The organism is Pelobacter seleniigenes DSM 18267 (assembly GCF_000711225.1).
Taxonomy (GTDB): Bacteria; Desulfobacterota; Desulfuromonadia; order Desulfuromonadales; family Geopsychrobacteraceae; genus Seleniibacterium; species Seleniibacterium seleniigenes.
This window is the reverse complement of the sequence record NZ_JOMG01000004.1, coordinates 256,844-274,009: the sequence shown is the minus strand read 5'-3', so window position 1 is coordinate 274,009 and position 17,166 is coordinate 256,844. Positions and strand designations below refer to the sequence as shown.

Here is a 17,166-nt window from a genome sequence, read left to right as displayed (position 1 = left end):
TGCGCGAAGGAAGAGCGGACCGGTCACTGCCGAGCCGCAGACCGAAGTCAGAGGGTCTGACGCGGATCAATGGGGATTCCGTTCAAACGCAATTCGTAGTGCAGGTGGGGTCCGGTGGACCGCCCGGTATTGCCGACCAGAGAGACCTTCTCTCCACGCTTGATTCGTTGCCCGGCTTTGACCAGGATTTTGGAATTATGGCCAAAAATGGTTTGATACCCGTAGCCGTGATCAATCACCAGAATTTTGCCGTAGCCCGGCGTATAAGCCACCCGGGCCACCACACCGTCGGCGGTTGCAAAGACCGGTGTACCGACGTTAGCCGCGATATCGAGTCCTTCGTGCATGGCCATCCGCCCGGTGAAAGGTGATTTGCGTTTACCGAAATAGGAGGTCAGCCAGCCTTTGGCCGGCCAGCCTTCGGGGGTTGCCCGGCTGAGGGAGACCTCATCGTTGAGCAGATTGCGGGCATCTTCCTGACTCTGCCGCCGCAGTTCAATTTCTATCTGCAGCTTGTTGATCTGCCGTTGAATATCGCTCACGCTTTCGACCTGGTCAGCATCCGGCAAACCACCGACAGCAACGGGAAGCCCCTCCGGTTCGGCGTCAAGGCTGGCCAGCTGACGCACCCGCGCCTCGGTTGTGGCGAGGTTGTCCAGATCGGCATGCAGTTCGTTAAGATCAACGACAAGACGCTGCAGGTTCTGGCGCTGTTCACTGTTTTCCGCCCGCAGGCGAAACAGCTCCGCCCGGTCGATGGTGGCGGTGAAGTAGTTATAGGCGAAAAAACCCAGCAGCCCGAGCGCAACCACAGCAAAACCGACACCGCAGGAGAACAGGCCCTTGCGCACGTGCAGGTGCTTCAGTTGAGTACCGTCCTCGGACAGCAGTATGACAGAAAAGCGCTTCGCCAAAACCTATTCCATTTCTCCCTCGACCACTCCCGGAGCGGCTAGCTTCGGGACATGCTGCAGGTAGTCGAGAACATGCCTGACATAGGCACATTCACATTGTTCCGGACAGGGTCGCAGTTCAGTGCGGTGCAGACAGTAGCCGGGACAGCCCGGCTGACCGGTTCTTTTCTCCACAAACATGGGGCCGTCATAGAGGTCGGAAAAAGCCGCCACATTGATGGAGAGGGTGCTTTCGCAGGTATGGTTAAACAGGAACAGACCCTTTTCCAAAAAAACAAAATTCGGCTGGTAACCCACCAGAAGAACCTGGGGATCACTGACAAAAGCGACCCTTGTCGGCCAACTGACACCACAGCTGCCGCACTTTTTAAAAGGCTCTTCAAACACCGAATAATGGCTCCTGCTTAAAAATTACAAACAACTAATAACATAAAAGCGCTGCTAATCCAATAGATTTATCGCCAGCGCATATTCATCGCAATCCGGGAATTTTACGCACTTGATACAATCCCCCCAAACCTTCTGCGGCAATTCGGATTTTTCGATGTCAGCAAACCCCATCCGCTTGAAAAACTCAGGCTGATAGGTCAGGGCGAAAACTCTTTTCAAACCAAGGTCGGCGGCTTCAGCCAGACAGGCTTCGACAATCTTCCGGCCGATCCCCTGGCCTTGTCGTCCCTGCACCACGGCCAGGGAACGAATTTCAGCCAGGTCTTCCCAACAGATGGCCAGAGCCCCGGTACCAAGAAGCTGGCCATCCTGTTCAAAAACGTAAAAATCCCGGATCGCATCGTAAATATCGGCCAAAGACCGGCCCAGCAACTGACCATCTTTGGCAAAAGCCAACAGCAACTGATGGATGGCACGGGCATCCGGTATCCGAGCATGGCGGATCATCTATTCTATCTCCACATTCAACTTGGTCATTGTTCGACCAGCGCACGTGATCGGCTGATCAGTTCGCGGGCATGGTTGAGGGTCTGTTCACCGACCTGGGCGCCAGCCAGCATCCGGGCCATTTCCGCCACTCGGGCATCTGCACCGAGCAACTGCAGTTCGGTTGTCGTGCGCTTTGCATCCGATTTTTTCAGCACCTGGTAATGCTGATCGGCAAAAGCAGCGACCTGTGGCAGGTGGGTCACACAGAGCACCTGCAGATCGTGCCCAAGCCGGCTGATCTTCTCGCCGACGGCAGTCGCCGCTTCTCCGCCGATGCCGGCATCGACCTCATCGAAAATCAGAGTGCCGACACTATCTCCTTCCGGAGCACTTCGTCTGAGCGCCAGCATGATCCGCGACAATTCCCCGCCCGAGGCAACTTTGGCCAACGGCTGGGCTGCTTCACCTGGATTGGCGGCAAGAAAGAATTCTCCCTTTTCCAGCCCATCCGACCCGGGCTCGGCAAGCGCGTCAAAACGCATGCTGAACTTTGCGTTGGGCATCGCCAGTTCGGCCAACTCACGCTCAACCTCCCGCGCCAACCTGTCCGCGGCTGTCTTGCGGCGCAGGGACAGGGCCTCGCCCGCCTGACGAACTTTGATTTCCTGTTGTTGCAATTGCTCGGTTAGTTCCCGGCGCTCTTCTTCCGAGCGGTTGAGACGGTCATACTCCTGGCCGATACGATCACGAAACTCGATCAACGCCTCAACCGTCGGCGCATATTTCCGTTTCAACCCCTTCAGCAGTGCCAGACGCTCCTCGACCTGTTCCTGGCGGGAGGGCTCAAAATCTAGTTTATCGGCATAATCCCTGAGGACACCGGCAACGTCCTCCAAGGCATAGAGACTCCCGTTCAAGGACTCCAGGACAGGGACGAAAGCCGGATCAATATCCCGCAACGGCTCAAGCTTGGCGATAATCCCGGCGACTCGGTCACAGACCGCCTGTGGTCCTTCGTAAAGAATTTCATAACCGCCCCGGGTCGCACTGAGCAATTTTTCAGCGTTGAGCAGAATGCCGCGTTCCTGCTCCAACTCCCGATCTTCATCCACCTGCAACGCGGCACTATCCAGCTCCTGCTTCTGAAAGGCGAGCATATCCAGCCGCTGCCGGCGCTCCCGTTCCGCCAGGTCAAGGCGGGACAGTTCCTTCTCAATAGCCAGATAGGCCAGGTAATTGTCCCGATACGTATTCAGTACATCAGCAAGACCGGCAAACTGATCGAGCAGTTCCAGATGGCTTTCAACCCGTTGCAAATTCTGATGTTCATGCTGTCCGTAAATATTGACCAGCCCACCGGTCAACTCGCGCAGTTGCCCCAGCGGCACCGCTGACCCGTTGACGAAAACCCGGTTTTTCCCGGACTTGGAGACAATTCGCCGAACCAGCAGTTCATCGCCTTCGTCCAGCCCGGCGGCGGCCAGCCGGGCCGCAACCGGATGATTCGGGGCCAGGGCAAAAACCGCTTCGACCGACGCTTCTTCAGCTCCGGAACGGATGACATCCCCTCGAGCCCGACCTCCCAGGAGCAGTCCGACGGCATCCAGGATGATTGACTTTCCGGCCCCGGTTTCTCCGGTCAGAACATTAAAGCCAGTGCTGAAACTCACATGAAGATTTTCAATAATTGCAAAATTTTTGATAATCAGATCTGTCAGCATAACTGCAGCTATCACCCCTGCGAAATGGCTCTGTTTGCCGATCAGGTTGCTGAAATAAGTTCATTCTGGGGCATTTCAACAACCTCAGCAAACAGTCCCTAGCGTTCCCCCCAACTCAGCTTGGTGCGCAAAATTTCGAAATAATCCTTGCTCGGGCTTCTGACCAGCAAGGTCCGCGACTCCGATCGGCGCACCTCAACCCGGTCCCCCGGCAATAGCTTACGGCCAACCTGGCCATCGGCGGTAAAGAACACCACATCATCCTGAAATTTCACTTCGATATTGATGACCGACCGACTCCAGACCACCACCGGGCGGTTGGTCAGCATATGTGGACAGATCGGCGAAATCAGCAGGCTATTGATCTCCGGAAAAATGATCGGCCCGCCTGCCGCCAGACTGTACCCGGTTGAACCGGTCGGAGTGGCGATAATCAGCCCGTCGGCTTTATAGGTACAGAGGTGCCGCCCGTCAATGGAGGCGTCCATATCGATGATCCGGGCCAGGGCACCCTTATTGATAACGATATCGTTGAGAACCGTATATTTACCGATCTGCTGACCGTTACGATAGATGAAAGAGTCGAGCATCATCCGCTCGGAGATTTTATATTCTCCGGTCACCAGCCGATCAAGCATGCCGGGTAATTCGTCCCGGGTGATTTCAGTTAAAAAACCGAGCCGCCCGAGATTGACTCCGACGATCGGCACCCGCCGTTCGCCGATCTGCCTGGCGACGGAGATCAGGGTTCCATCGCCACCCAGCACAATAACCAGGTCCACCAGGTCAGGAATTTCATCACCGGAAAAACCGTTCACCTGGCCGATCAATTCGGCAACGCTGTCTTCCAGCAGAACGGTAATATCATCGCGATTGAGACGATCACGAATATCAAAGACTATTTTTTCGACATCGGGGTGGTTTTTCTTGGCATAAATGCCGACTTTTTTCAACATTGATCCGCCCGCGTAGAAACTGGTGCCGATACGGCATACTTCACGAAAAAAGAGCGTTACGAAAGTTTTGACATCTATCATAAGACCATAGCAAAGTCCATCGCAATTGCGTTCGTTCCCTGGTTGAGAAGCGTCCCCACGCATGCTAGAGTAACCGCTTAATTTATTATTCGGGAGCCGTTATGGACCTTTTTGAACAGTCGGCCGGTACTGCCGTCAACACCCCTCTGGCCGAACGGATGCGCCCACGCAGCCTGGAAGAGATCGTCGGCCAGCAGCACCTGTTGGGCGAAGGCAAGCTGCTGCGCCAATTGATCGAACAGGATCAATTGTCATCAGTGATCTTCTGGGGCCCCCCGGGCACCGGGAAAACCACCCTCGGCCAGGTCATCGCCAACCGCACCAGCAGCCGCTTTGTGTTCTTTTCCGCGGTACTCGGCAGTATCAAGGAAGTCAGGGAGATCATCGCCGAAGCCAAACAACAACGCAATTACCACCGCCGCAAAACCCTGCTGTTCGTCGATGAGATTCACCGCTTCAATAAAGCCCAGCAGGATGCCTTTCTGCCTGCAGTGGAAAAGGGTGATGTCACCCTGATCGGGGCGACCACGGAAAACCCGAGTTTCGAGATCAACTCGGCACTGCTGTCACGCTCGCGGGTTTTTGTCCTTGAGCCGCTGGCCGCCGAGGATCTGAAGCAGCTCCTGCAACGGGCGCTGACCGACAGCCGCGGGCTGGGGCCGAGAAACATGGAGATTGAGGATGCCGCCCTCGATTTCCTGGCCGAACAGGCTGATGGCGATGCCAGGATCGCCCTGGGAACCCTGGAGGTTGCGGCGGCGACCGCCGGGAAGCGGAAGATTACCTTGCCGGTCGTCCAGGAGGCGATGCAGAAGAAAGCCCTGCTTTACGATAAAGGGGCAGAGGAACATTACAATGTCATTTCGGCGTTTATAAAAAGTATCCGCGGTTCAGATCCGGATGCGGCCCTCTACTGGCTGGCCCGAATGTTGGAAGCCGGTGAAGATCCCCTCTTCATCGTCCGCCGAATGATCATTCTGGCCTCGGAAGATATCGGCAATGCCGACCCACGGGCATTGCAGCTGGCCGTGGCCGTGCAGCAGGCGGTACACTTTGTCGGCCTGCCCGAAGCTCGCATTACCCTGGCCCAGGCGGTGACTTATCTGGCCACCGCACCGAAAAGCAACGCCAGTTATCAGGGAATCAACCAGGCGCTTGCCGAGGTCCGCAAATCCGGAGCGCTGGCTGTGCCAAAGCATATCCGCAACGCCCCGACCAAGCTCATGAAAGAGCTCGATTACGGCAAGGGTTACAAATACGCCCACGATTTCAAAGACGGTTACGCCGACCAGACCCACCTCCCCGACCAACTGGCCGGAACCGTCTACTATCAGCCGACGGAGCGGGGCTATGAAAAGATAATCGGTGAACGCATGCACCTGTTGAAGGCAGGAAAAAACCGCACTAGACAATAACGGGAGGGCGGTTCGGTGCGAACGGCGGCCGCCCTCAGAACATGAATCTGCGCATACTCACATTCATCAACAGGCCGATGCCGATCATGGTCGTCACCATACTGGTGCCACCATAGGAGAACAGCGGCAGCGGCACCCCCACCACCGGCAGCAGACCGATAACCATCCCCAGGTTGACCACGATATGCCAAAAGTTCATGGCGGTTACCCCGACCGCTAAAAACAGGCCAAACCGATCATTCGCCCGACGGGCGATATAGAGCCCCCAAACCACCAGGAACAGGTAGAGCACCAGCAGCGAAACGCTACCGATAAAACCCCACTCTTCAGCAAACACTGAAAACGCGAAATCGGTATGCCGCTCAGGCAGAAACGACAGCTGCGACTGACTGCCCTGAATAAACCCCTTGCCAAAAAAGCCGCCACTGCCAACTGCGATCTTGGACTGAATGATGTGATAGCCGGTTCCCAGCGGGTCAGCTTCGGGGTTAAGAAAGGTTCGGATCCGCGCCCGCTGGTAATCATGCAGGCCGAACCATCCTCCGACCGACGCCAGGACACCCAGTATCCCCAGGGAAATCACCGCCCCTTTGCGGAGCCCGGCGAACAGCAACATGGTTCCGGCAATAAACACCACAATGGTGGCCGTCCCCAGGTCCGGCTGTTTCAGAATCAGCACCACCGGAACCAGAATCCACAGCGCCGGCTTCCACAGTTCAAACAGCCCGAATCCCAGGGGGGTCGCCGTCTGCGCCAGAATCTTGGCCAGCAGCAGGATAATCGCAATCTTAATAACCTCGCTCGGCTGCAGATTGAAAAAACCCAGATGAATCCAGCGGGTCGCGCCCATGGAGGTTCGCCCCATGGCTTCAACGAAAATCAGCAGGCAGACACTGAGGACATAGAAATGGACCGAAAAATATTGCAGATGGCGGTAGTCAAACAGACACAGGGACAGCGAAATCAGCAGCCCCCCGCATAGCCAGATCGCCTGTTTCAGATAGAGCGGAGTGGACACCTCCGGCCAGCTGGCGGTCGCGCTGTAAAGGTTCACAATGCCGATACCGGCCAGGGCCAGTACCGTCAGCAACAGGATCCAGTCGAAACTCGTGACCAGGCGACGATCAAACACGTATCACTCTCCCTGCTTTGCAACGGCTTGCTGTTTCAGTTCATGGTAACGCTGAATAATACTGCGGGCGATCGGCCCGGCGGCCTTCCCCCCAGACTGGCCATGCTCGACGACGACAGCCACTGCGATCTCCGGGTTTTCAGCCGGAGCATAAGCGACAAACAGAGCATGGGGGCGAAATCGGTAAGGGACTTCGTCATTAATTTCTTCCTCTTCTTCTTCGTCCGACTTGCGCCTGACAACCTGAGAGGTTCCGGTTTTTCCAGCCACGGTAACGTCATCCAGGTATGCGGCCTTGCCGGTCCCGCGGGGGCTGTTGACCACCGCGACCAAGCCATCCCTGACGGCCTTCATATCGGCCACGGAATAATCGAGCTGGCGCACCACGTTGGGTTGCGGCTGCAGCAGGATGTTTCCGTCCCAGTCTTCAACTTTGCGGATCACTTGGGGTTGCAGCACCTTGCCCCCGTTGGCGACCGCTGCGGTCATCACCGCCAGTTGCAGCGGAGTGGCCAGGACAAAGCCCTGCCCGATGGAGGCGATGACCGTTTCCCCGGCGTACCAGGATTTATGAAAGTTCTTCTGTTTCCATTCTTGTGACGGCATGACCCCGGGACGCTCGCCCGGCAGCGGATATCCCACCGGCGAACCCAACCCGAATTCCTTGGCTGCCTTGGACAATTTATCGATACCCAACTCCAGGCCGACCTGATAAAACCACACATCGCAGCTCTCGCGCAGAGCCTTGTTCAGATCCGTCGGACCGTGGCCGCGTTTTTTCCAGCAGCGGAACCGGGATCCGCCGACCTCGAAATCCCCTTTGCAGTCAATGGTCCGCTTGGTCCCGACCACCCCCTCATGCAAGGCTGCCAGGGCAACGACAATCTTAAAGGTCGAACCAGGCGGGTATTGCCCGGCAATGACCTTGTTCTGCAGCGGATGGCGTTTGTCCTGGGCCAAGGCGCGCCATTCGTCGCCAGCGATACCACGTGCGAACAGCGCCGGATTAAAGGTCGGGCGGCTGACCATGGCCAGGATATCACCGGTCTTGACATCCAGCGCAACAGCAGCCCCGGACTGATCGCCAAAGGCCTCATCCGCCGCCTTTTGCAATTCTTCATCAATGGTCAGGAAAACCTTGTTGCCCGGTTTGGGCGGTTCAACCTGCAGCTGACGCAGCAGCTTGCCCTGCACATCAACTTCAACCAGTCGCCGTCCCTTGGTGCCACGCAAATAGGGTTCAAAGGTTTTCTCCAGAGCGGTCTTGCCGATCAGATCGCCACCGCGGTAATTATAAGTATCCCCCTCTTCCCTGAGCTCATCCTCGGTGATTTCCCCTAAGTAGCCAATCAGGTGAGCGGAGGTGCCGCCGTCCAGATAATCCCGGATCGGTTGAACTTCGGTGAGCACCCCGGGCAGGTCAACACTGTGTTCCTGGACCCGCTCCATGGCCTCCCGGCTGACATCGGTGGCCAGGGTAACCGGTCGATAGATGGGAAAGCTCCGGCCCTGCTCCCAGCGCTCCTGCAATTCCTCGACCTTGATATCGAGCAGCGTTGACAATCGCTCCAGGAGCAGATCACGGTTTTCAACATCCTGGCGCATCACGGAGATTTCGAAGGAGGGGCGATTGTCGACCAGCAATACGGAATTACGGTCGTAAATCGGGCCGCGCGGCGCATTGAGAGTCACCACCCGGGTCCGGTTACGAACCGAACGCTCCTGCAGTTCCTCATAGCTGATCACCTGCAGATACCAGAGCCTTAGCGCCAAGAGCAGAAAAACCAGGGTCGCGGCCACGGAATAAAACAGGAACCGGCGCTGCACCGTGGGCAACTCGATCCATTTCTGATCAATGCCCATAGTGCTTCCCCTGATACAGCAAACTGCCCAGACCGCCCCGGTATCCGAACCACTTCAACAGACGCAGATAAACAACCAACAGCAGCGCAGAAAACACCAGGTTAGCAAGCAACTGCTGCGGTATCGCTGGCAACAGAATCGAGATGACCGGCTCGGTGTCGGCAAAAGCGGTCAGGAAGAAGCCGAGCAAAGCATTCTGCACCAGGGTTCCGGCAGCAACCAGCAATAGCAACAGCGGCGGGCTTTCAACATTCAACTGTTCCGCCACCAGCTTGGTCAGCATGACGATGGCCAGGTCCGCGGAAACATAGAGGCCGAGACTGGGACCGCAGAAGCTGTCCTGGATGGCCCCCAAAAACATCCCGCCAAAGACAGCCAGAGGCAGGCTTTCGTGAAAGCTGAGGAACAACACCAGAATTAGAATCAGGTTCGGACGCCAGTTCGGCGCAAAAAACAGCGGCAGGACACTGCTCTGCAACAGGGCAAAAAAGATCCCGATCAACAGATAGAGCAGAAACCGTCTCATTGGTCTTTCCCCACGATGACCAGAACCTCTTCCAGGTGGGAAAAATCGACCATGGTCTCGACCTTGACTTGCTGAAACAGCCCGAACTGCCCCTTTTCGATATCCGCGACTTTCCCCAGCGGCAGTCCTTTGGGAAAGATCCCGCCCATGCCGGAGGTCACCAGCAGGTCCCCGACCTCAATATCGGCGGTCCGCAAAGCATACTCGACGGACAGATCCTGCCCCTGACCACGTGCCACCCCGCGGGTGCGGGTCCGTTGAATCAATGCGGCAACCGCCGAAGACGCATCGGTGATCAGCAACACCCGGGCGCTGTTCTGGGAAATCTTGATGATCCGCCCGACCACCCCTTCGGCAGCCACCACCGGCAGGCCATTGCTCAGGCCGGCCTTGGTCCCTTTGTCGATAACGATGGTGCGCGCCCAGTTGCTGGCATCCTCGCCGATCACCTGGGCCGGCAACGCCGGGCGATCAAGGTCATCTACGAACGCCAGCAGTGCACGCAGCCGCTGATTCTGCTGGGAAATTTCTTCGACCTGCAGCAGCTTGGCTTTCAGCTCACGGTTTTCCTGCAGCAACGCGATATTGCGCTGCCGGGCATCGATCAGCCAAAGATAGTTTTTCCAGACATTGCGGACCGCATCAACAGCTTGGTCAATGCCGGATTGGAAGGGTTCGGCAAAGGTCAGTACCGCACGTTCAAAAAAGGTCGTGGTTGACTTGTGACGGAGGTTATAGGAATAGAGCAATACTGTAGCCATGAGCAGCACGACTGCCAGCAGCAATAACTTGTAACGTCTGAACAGTTCACGCATATTCCGCTCCAGCCGGAATCGGGAAAGCAGGACTCGGGGAGGGTGAAAGTCGCAACAAAACAGGGAGGATCGGCAGATCCTCCCTGTTCGTAACCAAAAGCATACCGCTCAAAAGCCAAGCGATCAGGACGCGACCGCCACCTGGCGCAGCAGGTCCAACTGGTCAAGCACCGCTCCGGAGCCGAGCACGACACAGGACAACGGCTCTTCGGCGACCACCACCGGCAGACCGGTCTCTTCGCGCAACAGAATATCAAGATTTTTCAGATAAGCACCGCCGCCGGCCAGAACAATCCCCTTATCGACGATGTCAGCTGCCAACTCCGGCGGAGTTCGTTCCAAAGCGATACGAACCGCTTCGACAATGGTGTTGACCGGTTCGGACATGGCATCGCGAATTTCATCGGAGCCGACTTCCATGGTTTTCGGAATGCCACTGACCAGATCACGCCCTTTTATTTCCATGGACACAACCTCTTCCCCCGGTGCGGCATAGACACTGCCGATCCCTATTTTCACGGCTTCCGCGGTCCGCTCACCGATGAGCAGGTTATATTTGCGCTTCATATACTGAACAATGGCTTCATCCAGTTTGTCACCGCCGACCCGGACGCTCTGGGCATAAACGATTCCAGCCAGGGAGATCACCGCCACTTCAGTGGTGCCGCCACCGATATCGACAATCATATTGCCGGAAGCTTCGGTAATCGGCAACCCGGCACCAATGGCAGCCGCCATCGGTTCTTCGATCAGGTAAACTTCTCGGGCTCCGGCCGATTCAGCCGATTCCCTGACCGCACGTTTTTCCACTTGGGTAATCCCGGAAGGAACACAGATGACAATCCGCGGCCGAACCAGGTTTTTCCGGTTGTGGACCTTGCGGATAAAATAGCGCAACATCTCTTCGGTGTAGTCAAAATCGGCGATAACGCCATCTTTCATGGGGCGGATAGCGACAATGCTGCCCGGAGTACGGCCCAGCATCTCCTTAGCATCCTTACCAACAGCAAGAACCTTGCGCTGTCCGGCGGCACCGGTCTTGACCGCGACCACCGAAGGTTCGCTGACCACAATGCCTTTACCTTTCATATATACCAGTGTGTTGGCCGTTCCCAAATCGATCGCTAAATCATTGGAGAACAGACCCCAAACGGCATTAAAAACATTAAACATGTCACGTCCTGTCAACGCTGAAAACAGCATGAATTGGTCAATTGAAGTATTCTGAAAAAGCTTCGCCACTCTAACAAACAGTCCCACCTTTAAGCAATAGATAATCTCTCAAAAAAGGATTGCATTGCAACGAATTGCTGGTCTAACATGCCATCCTGTTTTTTCTCTGAAACATCAATAATTACAAGAGGAGTTTCGCCGCGATGCTTGACTTTGTCAGAACCAAGCAAAAATCGATCCTGATCAAAATAGCTTTCGGTTTGATCATCCTGAGTTTCGTCATCGGTTACACGATGTTGACCGCGCCATCTCGCAAAGGGAATACCCAACGTGGCGACATAGCGGCGACGGTCAATGGTGACGAAATCAGCTATGCCGATTTCCAAACCGCTTACAGCCAGCTCTATAATCTTTACCAGAGCATCTATCAAGGGAGTTTCAACTCCACCCTGGAAAAACAGCTCAACCTGCCCAAACAGGCGATGCAACAGCTGGTAGAAGAACAACTGCTCGTGCAACAGGCCGACAAGCTCGGTCTTGAAGTCAGCAAACAGGAGCTGATCGACAGCATCTCCAAATATGACGCTTTTCAGCTGAACGGGCAGTTCAACCGGGATCGTTACCTACAGGTCCTCAAATATCAGCGGATGACCCCCGAGCAGTTCGAAGCCGCCCAGCGCCGTCAGCTGCTGACCCAGAAAGTCCGCGAAAAACTGCAACAGGGCGCGGAAGTCAGCGATGCCGACCTCGAGGCCGCCTTTCACAAAGAGAACGATAAGATCAATCTCAATTTTGTCTGGCTGACCCCGGCCCTGGTGGAAAGTAAAGTCAAAGTCACCGATCAGGGGCTGCAGGACTACTTTGCCGGTCATCGCGAGCAGTTCCAGATTCCGGAAAAAATCTCCCTGCGCTATCTGCAGTTCGACCCCGCTCGCTACGAAGACAAGATCGCTTCTTTCAGCCAGGACGATCTTGATCGCTTCTACCGCCGCAATCTGGACCAGTTTGAAATCAAGGAACAGGTCAACGCCGCGCACATCCTCATCAAAGTGCCCAAGGATGCCGATGAGGAAACGGTCACCAAGCGCCGCCAACTGGCCGAGGACCTGCTCAAACAACTCCACGAAGGTGCAGATTTTGCCAAACTGGCCAAAACCCACTCCGACGACAAAAGCAGCGCCGCCAACGGTGGCGACCTCGGCACCTTCGGCCGCGGAGTCATGGTTCCGGCCTTTGAAGATGCCGCCTTTGCCCTGCAACCGGGCCAGTTGAGCGATGTGGTCAGAACCCCCTTCGGCTTCCACATCATCAAGGTGAACAGTCACACCGAGTCCGGCGTCAAGCCCCTGGTTGATGTCATCGACCAGGTCAAAAAGGGCCTGACTCTGGAAAAAGCCCGGCAAATGGCCTATGAAAAAGCCATGGACGCTTACAATATCAACCGCAAAAGCGGCGACCTTGAAGCTGCAGCCAAAGCCAACGACCTCGGCATCAAGGAAACCGGTTATTTTTCCCGCAACGAAGCTATTGACGGCATCGGCAAGGTCCCCGAGATAACCCAGGCCGCCTTCGCCCTTCAGGAAGGAGAGCTGGCCCATCCGATCCAGACCACCCAGGGAGTCTTCCTGTTCATGCTCAAGGACCGCCAGGAAAGCCGCCTGCCCGAACTGGCAGAAGTCAAACCTGCGGTCGAAGCAGCCTACCGTACCGAACAAGCCCAGTCCCTGGCCAAGGAACTTGCTGACAAATTGCTGGCTGAAGCCAAAGACAAAAAAAGCCTGCGCGCCGCTGCTGCCGACCTGAAACTCTCCCTTGAGGAAACCGGTGACTTCAACCGCGGCTTTGGCGGCTTCGTACCGCGCATCGGCGCTTCCGAAGAAGTGGCAACGGCCGCCTTCAAACTGACTGAGGCAGAGCCGATCATGCCTCAGGTCTACACCATCGGCGACAAATACCTGGTCGCCAGCCTCAAAGATGCCAAGGTGGCAGATTTCTCGGCACTGACTGAACAGGACCGCAGCCAACTTAAAGAACGCCTGCTGTCCGAGAAAAAAGACCATATGGTCAACGAAAAACTGAACCAGCTCCTCCAACAGGCCGAGATCAACATCATGGTTCCCGACCTCATGGAAGCATTTAAAAATGGGAGTAAGCAATCATGATATCCGTTCTCACCCAAACCGATTGTCCTGAACTGAAGCTGATTAATCGCGGCAAGGTCAGGGATATTTACGACCTCGGCGAGCACCTGCTCATCGTGACCAGCGATCGGATTTCCGCCTTCGACGTCATCATGGGCGAAGGCATTCCGCAAAAGGGCTATGTCCTCACGGAAATTTCCAAATTCTGGTTTGAGCAGATGGCCGACCTGATCCCCAATCATCTGATCTCGACCAATGTCGATGACTTCCCGGCGATCACCCATCAGTACCGGGATCAGCTCGAAGGCCGCAGCATGCTGACCAAAAAAGCTCAGCCGCTACCCATCGAGTGCATCGTCCGCGGCTATCTTTCCGGCAGCGGCTGGAAAGAGTACCAGAGCCAGGGATCGCTGTGCAGTATCCCCCTTCCGACCGGTCTGGTCCAGAGCGACAAGCTCCCCGAGACCCTGTTCACCCCCTCGACCAAAGCCGAACTGGGTGAACACGACGAGAACATCTCTTTCGACAAAGCCGTTGAGCTTTGTGGCAAGGAAATCGCCGAGCAGGTCCGCGACATCAGCATCGCCATCTATGAGCGCGCCCGTGATCTGGCCGCAACCAAAGGGATCATCATTGCCGATACCAAGTTCGAGTTCGGGATGATGGACGGCCAGCTGATCTGGATCGACGAAGCCCTGACCCCCGACTCTTCACGGTTCTGGCCCAAGGATCAGTATCAGCCAGGCGGCCCGCAGCCGAGCTTCGACAAACAGTTCCTGCGCGACTATCTGGAAACCCTCGACTGGGGCAAAAAAGCTCCGGCTCCGCAGCTTCCGGAAGAAATCGTCCGCAAGACCGGAGAGAAATACCTGGAAGCCCTCAAGCGGCTGACCGCTTAAGCGCGTTCCCAAAAGATCAATCGACAAGAAAGCCGTTGCGAACCCCGCAGCGGCTTTCTTGTTGGCGCCAGCCAGTGCATCTCTGATTCATTCCCGGAATAAACGAACATCCCGAACAACCAAAAGGCCATTTTTTGCACCCTTTTTGTTGGCCTGGACAAAAAGGGTGGCGGCGAGCGGGGCCGCGACCTTGCGGTCTTGATTTTGATCTTGCGATTTTGTCGTTAGACCGAAACTACAGGTTGATCCACCTAAGGAACAATATAAATCCCTCCTGCCTCCCGACCAGCCCCAGAAAATCAAAAATACAACAATGTTTGCCTTCAACCATTTTTTGTCCTATATTCTTCCTGATGCAAAAATTCAACAGGCATGCCGGGCCACTATAAAGTTAACCAGCAAACCACCAACGTCCCTTAAAAGCAGCCATTGAACAAACTTTCAACTTTTTTAACACGTCGGGACAGCAGGACTCCTGATATATGAAACCGAGTTTTAAATACTGGATTTTTCTCGGTGCGATATACTTTGCGGTCACCAGCATTATCGCTGCCAGCCTGATCGGCTCCTGGGCCAGTCTCAATGATGCCCAGCAGGAGGCGCTGGGGGAAATGTTCAGCAAACTGGTCCCCTTCCCCCTGCTCGGAACAATCACCATTCTTTTCATTATCGGCGCTCTGGTCAACCTGCTGTTCAATGACTACATCATCCCGACCCTGAAGCTGGCGGAGAGTGCCCGCATCATCTCCTCGGTCAACCCGGAACATCGTATCCACCTGAAAACGGCCTCCAAGGAGATCGAATATCTCAGCCAGATCATCAACCAATCCGCCGATGCCTTTGCCGAACTGAAGCAGGACGTCTCCGGGAAAATTGCCGTTGCCCAGGCCACCATCAACGAAGAGCGGACCCGGTTGGCCGCCCTGATGTCGGAACTCCCCCACGGAGTCATTGTCTGCAACACCGACGGTCAGGTCCTGCTCTACAACCAGCAGGCCCAGGACATGCTTAAGACGGATCAGACCGGTGCTGCCGCTCAGCGTAGTGGCATTCTCGGCCTGGGCCGTTCCATCTTCAGCATTCTGGATCGCGACCCGATTGTCCACGGCCTGGAGATGCTGCACAAGTGCCACCAATCAGGACGCAGCAAACTGGTCAACAGCACCATGATGAGCCTGCGGCATGATCACTACCTGCGGGTCAATATGGCGCCCTTTTTCACCGAACAATCCTCCCAACGTCAGATCTCCGGCATCGTCCTCACCCTGGAAGACATGACCCAGCAAATCGAGGCCGACAACCGGCGTGACGCCCTGATTCAATCGTTAATCGACGACCAGCAGAAATACCTGGGGGAAATCCGTGAATCCATCGGGACCATCCTGGCCCAGCCCCAACTCAGCGCCGAAGACCTGCAGCGCTATCGGCAGAAAATCGATTTCAGTTCCCAAATCCTGGAACAGAAGGTTCATGAGGCCAGGACCAGCTACGCCTTTCATCAGCACGAGCTGACCAAAAGTGAAAATATCCTCGCCGACAACCTGCTTGACGTAATCAGCAAAAACCTGTCGGAACGGTTTGAATTCAAAACCACACCGCTGGCCCCAAAAGGCCTCTGGTTGCAGGTTGACAGCTACTCCATGGTACAGGCCTTTGGTCACCTTGGCGGCTTGTTGCAGACCCAGACCAGCGTTGCTGAACTGCTGCTGACCATTACCAGTAATGATAAAAACGACATCGAACTGGTGCTGTCCTGGCCCGGAATCAATGTCAGCCGGAATCTTCTGGAGAGCTGGCTGTCAACCCCGTTGATCAGTGATGACAAAGGCCGCCTGCTTAACTTCAGGCAGGCCATTGAAAAGATGGCCGGCAGGATGTCATTTTTAAGCGCGGACGACCGCCGCTGCGCCGGGGTGATGATTGTCCTGCCGCCCCTTGATCAGGACCGCCGTCTGGCTCTGCAGAGCGAGGTGGAACACCGTCCCGTCTCCTACGAATTCGACCTGTTCAACCGGGGGGACCTGGACGAACTGGGGCAGGTCCCTCTCAACAAATTGACCTATGTCGTCTTTGATACCGAAACCACTGGTCTCAACCCGTCGCAAGGGGACGAAATCATCCAACTGGGCGCCATTCGCATTGTTAATGGCCAGTTGCTCTACCATGAGGTGATCGACCAACTGGTTGATCCGAAACGCTTTGTCCCGCCGGAATCGGTGGCAATCCACGGCATCGAACCGAAGCTGCTCAAAGGACAGCCGACCATTGACAAAGTCCTGCCCCACTTTCATCAATTTGCGGAAAATTCGGTATTGGTTGCGCACAACGCGGCTTTTGACATGCGCTTTCTGCAACTGCAGGAAGAAAAAACCGGACTGGTCTTTGCCAATCCGGTCATCGATACCCTGCTCCTCTCCTCCATCGTTCATCCCAATCAGGATTCCCACTCCCTGGAAGAACTGGCGGCGCGGCTGAACGTGACCATTGTCGGCCGCCATACCGCGCTTGGGGATGCCATTGTCACCGGGGAGGTTCTGTTGAAATTGATCCCGCTGCTCGAAGCCCATGGCATCCACACCCTGAGCGATGCCCTCGCCGCCTCCTCGCACTCCCCTTTCGCCCGGTTCGCCTACTGAGTTACGACTATCTCG

14 protein-coding genes are annotated in these 17,166 nt (G+C 55.8%); 4 read left to right on the top strand and 10 right to left on the bottom strand.

What is annotated here, in order from left to right:
* Positions 1–47 precede the first annotated feature (47 nt).
* The 5 genes from N909_RS26080 to N909_RS0118145 form a co-directional block, all read right to left on the bottom strand.
* Positions 48–914 (bottom strand): M23 family metallopeptidase, encoded by an 867-nt coding sequence (locus tag N909_RS26080; protein WP_051689947.1) that lies wholly within the window; start codon positions 912–914, stop codon positions 48–50.
* Between the two features lie 3 nt (positions 915–917).
* On the bottom strand, positions 918–1,301 hold the full coding sequence (locus N909_RS0118160; protein WP_029917557.1) for a hypothetical protein: 384 nt from the start codon (positions 1,299–1,301) through the stop codon (positions 918–920).
* Between the two features lie 54 nt (positions 1,302–1,355).
* Complete coding sequence (locus tag N909_RS0118155) at positions 1,356–1,811, bottom strand: N-acetyltransferase (RefSeq protein WP_029917556.1); 456 nt, start codon at positions 1,809–1,811, stop codon at positions 1,356–1,358.
* A 26-nt stretch (positions 1,812–1,837) separates the two neighbouring features.
* Positions 1,838–3,514, bottom strand: coding sequence for a DNA repair protein RecN (gene recN / locus N909_RS0118150; RefSeq protein ID WP_029917555.1), 1,677 nt, complete (start codon positions 3,512–3,514; stop codon positions 1,838–1,840).
* A 98-nt stretch (positions 3,515–3,612) separates the two neighbouring features.
* A complete protein-coding gene (locus N909_RS0118145; protein WP_029917554.1) occupies positions 3,613–4,467 on the bottom strand; it encodes an NAD(+)/NADH kinase in 855 nt (284 codons plus the stop codon).
* A gap of 185 nt (positions 4,468–4,652) precedes the next feature.
* On the opposite strand from N909_RS0118145, the gene N909_RS0118140 reads away from it, so the two are divergent.
* On the top strand, positions 4,653–5,966 hold the full coding sequence (locus N909_RS0118140; RefSeq protein ID WP_029917553.1) for a replication-associated recombination protein A: 1,314 nt from the start codon (positions 4,653–4,655) through the stop codon (positions 5,964–5,966).
* 34 nt (positions 5,967–6,000) lie between these two features.
* Here N909_RS0118140 and rodA read toward each other — a convergent pair whose 3' ends face one another.
* The 5 genes from rodA to N909_RS0118115 all read right to left on the bottom strand — a co-directional run bounded on the left by rodA (position 6,001) and on the right by N909_RS0118115 (position 11,475).
* On the bottom strand, positions 6,001–7,098 hold the full coding sequence (gene rodA / locus N909_RS0118135; RefSeq protein WP_029917552.1) for a rod shape-determining protein RodA: 1,098 nt from the start codon (positions 7,096–7,098) through the stop codon (positions 6,001–6,003).
* Positions 7,099–7,101: 3 nt separating this feature from the next.
* The gene (gene mrdA, locus N909_RS0118130) at positions 7,102–8,961 is read right to left on the bottom strand and encodes a penicillin-binding protein 2 (protein WP_029917551.1); all 1,860 of its coding nucleotides are present in this window, start codon (positions 8,959–8,961) and stop codon (positions 7,102–7,104) included.
* Complete coding sequence (gene mreD / locus N909_RS0118125; RefSeq protein ID WP_029917550.1) at positions 8,951–9,487, bottom strand: rod shape-determining protein MreD; 537 nt, start codon at positions 9,485–9,487, stop codon at positions 8,951–8,953. The genes mrdA and mreD overlap by 11 nt, the downstream gene beginning before the upstream one ends.
* Positions 9,484–10,302 (bottom strand): rod shape-determining protein MreC, encoded by an 819-nt coding sequence (gene mreC, locus N909_RS0118120; RefSeq protein WP_029917549.1) that lies wholly within the window; start codon positions 10,300–10,302, stop codon positions 9,484–9,486. Before mreC ends, mreD begins: the two co-directional genes overlap by 4 nt.
* Before the next feature lie 123 nt (positions 10,303–10,425).
* A complete protein-coding gene (locus N909_RS0118115; RefSeq protein ID WP_029917548.1) occupies positions 10,426–11,475 on the bottom strand; it encodes a rod shape-determining protein in 1,050 nt (349 codons plus the stop codon).
* A 203-nt stretch (positions 11,476–11,678) separates the two neighbouring features.
* Here N909_RS0118115 and N909_RS26505 point away from each other — a divergent pair, with 203 nt between their 5' ends.
* From N909_RS26505 to N909_RS0118100, 3 genes are all read left to right on the top strand, one after another.
* Positions 11,679–13,637: a SurA N-terminal domain-containing protein gene (locus tag N909_RS26505; protein ID WP_029917547.1), complete on the top strand. Its 1,959-nt coding sequence runs from the start codon at positions 11,679–11,681 to the stop codon at positions 13,635–13,637.
* Positions 13,634–14,515, top strand: coding sequence for a phosphoribosylaminoimidazolesuccinocarboxamide synthase (locus N909_RS0118105; RefSeq protein WP_029917546.1), 882 nt, complete (start codon positions 13,634–13,636; stop codon positions 14,513–14,515). The genes N909_RS26505 and N909_RS0118105 overlap by 4 nt, the downstream gene beginning before the upstream one ends.
* Before the next feature lie 482 nt (positions 14,516–14,997).
* Positions 14,998–17,151 carry a 3'-5' exonuclease gene (locus N909_RS0118100; RefSeq protein WP_051689946.1) on the top strand — a complete coding sequence of 718 codons (2,154 nt, stop codon included), beginning with the start codon at positions 14,998–15,000 and terminating at the stop codon, positions 17,149–17,151.
* Positions 17,152–17,166: the final 15 nt, after the last annotated feature.

What these genes read in the sequence shown, in the direction of transcription:
- N909_RS0118155 (WP_029917556.1), bottom strand. Translation starts at nt 1,811, where the DNA reads ATGATCCGCCATGCTCGGATACCGGATGCCCGTGCCATCCATCAGTTG.
- recN (WP_029917555.1), bottom strand. Translation starts at nt 3,514, where the DNA reads ATGCTGACAGATCTGATTATCAAAAATTTTGCAATTATTGAAAATCTT.
- N909_RS0118140 (WP_029917553.1), top strand. Translation starts at nt 4,653, where the DNA reads ATGGACCTTTTTGAACAGTCGGCCGGTACTGCCGTCAACACCCCTCTG.
- mrdA (WP_029917551.1), bottom strand. Translation starts at nt 8,961, where the DNA reads ATGGGCATTGATCAGAAATGGATCGAGTTGCCCACGGTGCAGCGCCGG.
- mreD (WP_029917550.1), bottom strand. Translation starts at nt 9,487, where the DNA reads ATGAGACGGTTTCTGCTCTATCTGTTGATCGGGATCTTTTTTGCCCTG.
- mreC (WP_029917549.1), bottom strand. Translation starts at nt 10,302, where the DNA reads ATGCGTGAACTGTTCAGACGTTACAAGTTATTGCTGCTGGCAGTCGTG.
- N909_RS0118115 (WP_029917548.1), bottom strand. Translation starts at nt 11,475, where the DNA reads ATGTTTAATGTTTTTAATGCCGTTTGGGGTCTGTTCTCCAATGATTTA.
- N909_RS26505 (WP_029917547.1), top strand. Translation starts at nt 11,679, where the DNA reads ATGCTTGACTTTGTCAGAACCAAGCAAAAATCGATCCTGATCAAAATA.
- N909_RS0118105 (WP_029917546.1), top strand. Translation starts at nt 13,634, where the DNA reads ATGATATCCGTTCTCACCCAAACCGATTGTCCTGAACTGAAGCTGATT.
- N909_RS0118100 (WP_051689946.1), top strand. Translation starts at nt 14,998, where the DNA reads ATGAAACCGAGTTTTAAATACTGGATTTTTCTCGGTGCGATATACTTT.